The sequence below is a fragment of the Nocardioides sp. P5_C9_2 genome (assembly GCF_054049555.1).
The window spans coordinates 1-5,386 of sequence record NZ_JBFUMD010000265.1; the positions used below are offsets into that span (position 1 = coordinate 1).

8 protein-coding genes are annotated in these 5,386 nt (G+C 75.4%); 3 read left to right on the forward strand and 5 right to left on the reverse strand.

The genetic code is table 11. The features are described from left to right. The coding region (locus ACXJKL_RS13485) for a VC0807 family protein (protein ID WP_457207556.1) at nucleotides 1-686 on the forward strand (686 nt) is incomplete at its 5' end. 75 nt (nucleotides 687-761) lie between these two features. Here the strand turns inward: ACXJKL_RS13485 and ACXJKL_RS13490 are convergent. Both ACXJKL_RS13490 and ACXJKL_RS13495 read right to left on the reverse strand, forming a co-directional pair. Continuing rightward, on the reverse strand, nucleotides 762-1,259 hold the full coding sequence (locus tag ACXJKL_RS13490) for a flavodoxin family protein (RefSeq protein ID WP_457207557.1): 498 nt from the start codon (nucleotides 1,257-1,259) through the stop codon (nucleotides 762-764). Continuing rightward, a complete protein-coding gene (locus tag ACXJKL_RS13495; RefSeq protein WP_457207558.1) occupies nucleotides 1,256-2,119 on the reverse strand; it encodes a hypothetical protein in 864 nt (287 codons plus the stop codon). Before ACXJKL_RS13495 ends, ACXJKL_RS13490 begins: the two co-directional genes overlap by 4 nt. A 125-nt stretch (nucleotides 2,120-2,244) precedes the next feature. Between ACXJKL_RS13495 and ACXJKL_RS13500 the strand changes: the two genes are divergently transcribed. Continuing rightward, the gene (locus ACXJKL_RS13500) at nucleotides 2,245-2,739 is read left to right on the forward strand and encodes a mycothiol transferase (RefSeq protein WP_457207559.1); all 495 of its coding nucleotides are present in this window, start codon (nucleotides 2,245-2,247) and stop codon (nucleotides 2,737-2,739) included. A gap of 6 nt (nucleotides 2,740-2,745) precedes the next feature. Here the strand turns inward: ACXJKL_RS13500 and ACXJKL_RS13505 are convergent, their stop codons facing one another. Genes ACXJKL_RS13505 through ACXJKL_RS13515 form a run of 3 tightly spaced genes read right to left on the reverse strand, consistent with a single transcriptional unit; the run spans nucleotide 2,746 to nucleotide 4,225 of the window. After that, entirely contained in the window at nucleotides 2,746-3,159 is a 414-nt protein-coding gene (locus ACXJKL_RS13505; RefSeq protein WP_457207560.1) for a DUF2237 family protein, read from the reverse strand. Beyond that, the gene (locus ACXJKL_RS13510) at nucleotides 3,156-3,560 is read right to left on the reverse strand and encodes an SRPBCC family protein (protein ID WP_457207561.1); all 405 of its coding nucleotides are present in this window, start codon (nucleotides 3,558-3,560) and stop codon (nucleotides 3,156-3,158) included. Before ACXJKL_RS13510 ends, ACXJKL_RS13505 begins: the two co-directional genes overlap by 4 nt. Before the next feature lie 29 nt (nucleotides 3,561-3,589). Beyond that, entirely contained in the window at nucleotides 3,590-4,225 is a 636-nt protein-coding gene (locus ACXJKL_RS13515) for a hypothetical protein (RefSeq protein WP_457207562.1), read from the reverse strand. Nucleotides 4,226-4,329: 104 nt separating this feature from the next. On the opposite strand from ACXJKL_RS13515, the gene ACXJKL_RS13520 reads away from it, so the two are divergent. After that, the coding region (locus ACXJKL_RS13520; protein WP_457207563.1) for a hypothetical protein at nucleotides 4,330-5,386 on the forward strand (1,057 nt) is incomplete at its 3' end.

Below are 5,386 nucleotides of genomic sequence, written 5' to 3' on the forward strand. Positions count from 1 at the left end.
GCGTACGCCGCCGAGCTGGTCGACCTCTTCGACCGCGCCACCGCGGTCCGCACCCGGGACGAGTCGTGACGCTCGCCCGCCCGGCGCTGGGCATCGTCGGGTCCACCGCGCTCTACTACCTGATGCGGCACCTCGGGGTGAGCGTGTACGCCGCGCTGGTCGTCGGCGCGGTCCTGTCGCTGGCCCCGGCGCTGCTCGCGCTCGCGCGGGGCCACCGCCCGGGCGGGCTGGAGGCGTTCTTCACCGTCCTGCTCTTCGCCGGCTTCGTGATCGCGCTGGTGCCGGGAGACCCCAGGTTCCTGCTCGCCAAGGACGCGGTCATCACCACCGGCGTCGGGCTGTGGTTCCTCGCCAGCCTGCGGTGGGCCGACCGGCCGCTGGCCTACCAGTTCGCGCGGCCGATGGCCGAGGGGAGGTTCGGCTGGCCCCGGGAGTGGGAGGGGCTGTGGGAGCGCGAGCCGCGGTTCCGCAGCATGTGGTGCACGGCGAGCGTGCTGTGGGCGGCCGGGACGCTGATCGACGCGGCCGCCCGGGTGGTGATGGCCTACACGCTGCCGGCCGACCTCGTGCCGGGGCTCAACCTCGCGATGTTCGCGGTGACGCTGGTGGTCGTCAACGCGGTGACGACGGTGGTCTACGTGCGCGCCGGGGTGTTCTCGCCGCGGTGGCGGCGCGTCCGGGTGTGACGCGCGGGCGTAGGAGCCGTCGTCGAAGGGCGAGCATCACACGGCGCGGTGAGTCCCACCCCCCTCCGGTGCCCTTCAGTCGCGGACGGCGAGCGACTCGCCCCAGGCCCTCGCGCGGTCGACCTCGCCCGGGGACAGCGGACCCTCGGTGTCGTCGACGTAGAAGCTCTCCGTGGCGATCAGCCGGCCGAGGTGGTGGTGGCGCACCTGCCTGCCCGCCGACTTCGCGGCCGAGCCGGGCAGGTGCTGCATCGTGCCCCCGACCCGGGTGTCGAAGGTCGCGACGTCGACAGGTTCGCCGGCCTCCACCTCCTCCAGCCACTCCCGGATGCCTCGCTCGACGTGTCCGACCTCCGCCCCCTTCTCCACCGCGCTGCGCCGCGTGCCGGCGCGGCTCATCGAGAAGGCGTGCGTGGGCCCACCCACCACCAGCAGGTCGAGGCCCGCCGGAAGTCGCGCGGGCGCGTCCGCCACCTCGACCACGGTCACGTCGTCCCCGAGCCGGTCCGCGACCGCCTCGGCGACCTCGCGGGTGTTGCCCCACATCGACTCGTAGACCATCAGGGTGCTCATGTCTCCTCCTCCAGGGTGCGCCACCAGGCGGCGACCAGCCAGCCGCTCGCGACCAGCAGCAGCAGGCTCGGAACGGCGTCGGGTCCGAGCTGCACGGGCCCGTCGGTGGCCAGGGCATAGGCCGGGCCGGCCCAGAGCGCGACGAACAAGGTCACGATCTTGATGAGCGCCACCACCGCCAGCGGCGGTCCGAGCCGGTGCCGTCGCAGCAGGAGCACCCCGATCGCGGCGATGGCCGGCAGCACGACCACGAGGTCCAGCACGAACACCGGGTACGGCGCCCCGCCGATGCCCTCGGGGTCGGGCGGGCTCCCGCCGAGGGCGAAGGGCAGCAGCGTGGACAGCCACAGGCCGGCGAAGAGCACGGCGACGACCACGAGCATCGTGCCGGTCCCGCGACGCAGCCGCGGGGTCGGCACCGCGGGCCAGCGCATCGCGGCCATCCGCCACAGCCCGGCCAGCAGGGCGGCGCCGGCCACCGACTCGATCACCACGTAGACCAGGAAGGCCCGGTTCATCGGCACGCCGGTCAGGTAGATGGCGTAGCTGTAGACGACGTACGCGAGCAGCCCCAGCCAGGCCAGCAGCCGTGTCGGCGTCAGCCGTGCCGGGAGGGCCACCACGACCAGCAGCGCGGCCACCACCAGGCTCACCAGGTCCTGGCCGCGGGCGGCGAGGACGGTGGCCGCCGGCAGTGAGCGGTAGGGATCCGTGGCCAGCAATCCGTACGCGGAGGCTGTCACGATGCCGGTGGCGACCACGAGGCTCGCCGCCAGCATCGCCTGGGCCCGGGTGACGCGGGGGCGGGTCGCCCCCGACCGGTCCGCCGGTGTCGCGCGGGTGAGCTGCGTCGAGCTCATCGGCTGCTCCTTCGGTGTGCGCTCGCGTCCATCCTTGGGGGCGGGGGAGCGGCGCGTCAGGGCCCTCCGCCCCGCGCTGGCCGCCGTTGGTCCCGGGGGTCGGGCGGGCGGCGTACGGTCGGGGGATGGACGTCCGCACCCTGCTCACCGACGGCTTCGAGCGCATCACCGAGCTGTACGCCGACCTCGCCGACGGGCTCGACCAGCAGACCCTGCACCATCGCCCCGGCGGCACCGGCAACCCGGTCGGGTGGCTGCTCTGGCACCTGGCCCGGGTCCAGGACCACCACGTCGCCGGCCTCTCCGGGGAGCCGCAGGTGTGGGAGCGGTGGCAGGAGCGCTTCGACCTGCCGAACGGCACCGACGACATCGGCTACGGCCACACCAGCGCCCAGGTCGACGCGGTGCGGATCGAGGACCCGGCGCTGCTCGCGGGCTACCACCGCGAGGTCGCGCGGGCGACGTCCGACTACCTCGCCCGCGTCGACGAGGACGAGCTGGACCGGGTCGTCGACCGCCACTGGGACCCGCCCGTCACCGCCGGGGTGCGGCTGGTCAGCATCCAGGGCGACTGCCTCCAGCACCTCGGCCAGGCGGCGTACGTCAAGGGGCTCCGGTGAGTCGCCTCAGCCCCAGGCGCTGAGGTCCGGCGGTACGTCGACCGAGTTCTCGCGCAGGATCTCGATCTCCACGACCTCGAGGGCGCGCTCCGAGGTGGACGCGAGGACGACGGGCGCGGGCACGCCGGCGGCGTACGCCTGGAGCCAGCGGGCGGCCACGACGCACCAGCGGTCGCCGGGGACGAGGCCGGGGAATCCCCACTCGGGGCGCGCCGTCGACAGGTCGTTGCCGACGGCCTTCTGGTGGGCGAGGAACTCGTCGGTCATCACCGCGCACACCGCGTGCAGTCCCGCGTCGTGCGGGCCCACCACGCACGAGCCGTCGCGGTGGTAGCCGGTCATCGGTTCCGTGCCGCACGGCTCGAGCTCACCGCCGAGCACGTTGCGCTCGACGGCCTCGGGGCCGGGGTGCTCGCTCATGCGCCCACCAGCCGGCGCAGGGCGGTGCGGGCCAGCGGGGCGTAGGTCCGCACGAGCAGCCGGGGCGCGTGGACGTCCGCCCAGGCGGTCGCGCCGCCCCCGGCCGGGTCGGGTCCCTCGTCATCGACGACCGGATCGACCCCGTGGTCGAGCACCACGGTGAACGGCCGGATGCCGACCCGCCACGTCCACCGGTGCGCGCCCGGGTCGACGGAGACGATGGTGAAGGGGATGCGGAGGGCGAACGGGCCGTGCACGACACCGCGGTCGCCGGCCTCGATGCTCCCGCTCACGCCCCGCACTGCGTGGATCTGCGGCGCCCACTCGGGCCACGCCGCGGGGCGGGTGTACTGCTCCCAGGTGTCGTCGACGGGGCGCGGTCCGCTGGCCTCGATGCGCACGGGGTTCCTCCGGAGGGTGGGTCGGGATGTCATGAGGTGCGCCGGGCGGCGACGTACGCAGGATCCCGCAGGGCTACCAGGGTGGCACTGGTGCCCAACCCCGGTGGTGCGTTGCGGACGGGGTCGAAGCGCAGCTCGGGCGGGTCCTCGACGAGGAGGGGCTCGAGCGTCAGCCGGCCGAGCGGCCGCCACGGACCGGAGCCCACGGAGACCCGCAGGTCGAAGCGGTCGCCGTCGGGGAAGACCCCGAGCACCAGGCGTCCCGCGTCGGTCTCGAAGGGGAAGAGCGTCGTCATCGGGACCGGGGCCCCGGAGCGGTGGGGCACCAGGACGTGCCGGGTCCACCGGCCGGTGCCGGTCGCGGCGAACAGCAGGTCCGCATCACTGCCCTCCACCGGCAGCCGGAGCGCCAGGCCGTCGATGTCCGGCCACGGCGAGGGCAGGCCCATGGCGGTGGCGTGCCGGGCAAGGCCGTCGTACGTCGCGGCCGAGCCGACGAAGGGACCGGTCCCCGCGACCGGGGTGGTGACCTCGAGGACGGCCCGGCTGATCTCCCCGCGCGGGTGCAACGGCTTGCCGCGCCGCAGGGCCGCGACGCCGCCGAGCCCGGCGGCGAGCACGTGGCCGGCCGTGCCGGCAGCCAGCTGGGTCAGACGAGGAGGCATGACCCCAGCCAACCATCCGACCGGTGAGCCAGGTCGCACCCGCGCTACCCGTGGGGAGGGTCCCTCGCCCCGGCATGATCACTAGCGTCGCGAGAGGATCATCGGTGTCCACCAGCCGCCGTGACCACCAGCCGAGGAGAGAGATGCCCGCCGAGCCACGACGCCCCCGACTGCCGGCTCGCCCGGTCGTGCTCACCGACCACTCCGACGAGCAGCGCGCCGCGCTGGAGTCCGTGGCCGCCCGCGCCGACGACGCGGCGGCCGACGTGCGGGCCGCGATCGCGCTGGCGTCCGAGGTGGGCGCGTCGCTGCCGCAGCCGGGGGCGGGCTCGACGGCGTTCCTGTGGTCGGCGCTGGCGACGCTGGGCGCCACGGACCTGACCGTTGCCCGGGTGCTGGAGCCGCACCTCGACGCCCTCGCGATCCTCGACCAGGCCGGGGTCGACGTCGCGCCCGGGGCCTGGGGCGTGTACGCCGCCGAGGGGCCGGGCACTCCGCTGCAGGGGCGGTGGGACGGGTCCTCGTGGACGCTGTCCGGGCGCAAGCACTGGTGCTCCCTGGCCGGGTCCCTCGACCGTGCGCTGATCAGCGCGTGGGCCGGGGAGGAGCGCCGCCTCTTCGACGTCGACCTGCACCACCCGGGGGTCACCCCCGTCGCCGGCACCTGGGTGGCCCGCGGACTGCCCGACGTCGACTCCGGCCCGGTCGACCTCGACGCCGTGCCGGCGCGTGCGGTGGGGGACGCCGGCTGGTACCTCGAGCGACCCGGCTTCGCCTGGGGCGGCCTCGGCGTCGCCGCGGTCTGGTACGGCGGAGCGGTCGGCGTCGCGCGCCGGATGCTGGCCGCCGCCACCGGCGGCCGGGAGCCCGACCAGCTCGCCCTCATGCACCTCGGTGCCGTCGACGGCGTGCTCCACGCCGCCCGGTGCGCGCTGGTCGACGCGGCGGCGGCCATCGACGTCGGCCTCCTGCTCGGCATCGACGGGGCGCGATCCGCGCTCCGGGTCCGCCAGGTGGTGGCCGCCGCGGCGGAGGAGGTGCTGACGCGTGCGGCGCACGGCCTCGGCCCCGGGCCGCTCGCCACCGACGAGGACCACGTGCGGCGGGTCGTCGACCTCGAGCTCTACGTGCGCCAGTGGCACGCGGAGCGCGACCAGGCGG

Coding starts and splice junctions, on each gene's coding strand:
- ACXJKL_RS13505 (WP_457207560.1), bottom strand. CDS start 3,159: ATGAGCGAGCACCCCGGCCCCGAGGCCGTCGAGCGCAACGTGCTCGGC.
- ACXJKL_RS13490 (WP_457207557.1), bottom strand. CDS start 1,259: ATGAGCACCCTGATGGTCTACGAGTCGATGTGGGGCAACACCCGCGAG.
- ACXJKL_RS13500 (WP_457207559.1), top strand. CDS start 2,245: ATGGACGTCCGCACCCTGCTCACCGACGGCTTCGAGCGCATCACCGAG.
- ACXJKL_RS13515 (WP_457207562.1), bottom strand. CDS start 4,225: ATGCCTCCTCGTCTGACCCAGCTGGCTGCCGGCACGGCCGGCCACGTG.
- ACXJKL_RS13495 (WP_457207558.1), bottom strand. CDS start 2,119: ATGAGCTCGACGCAGCTCACCCGCGCGACACCGGCGGACCGGTCGGGG.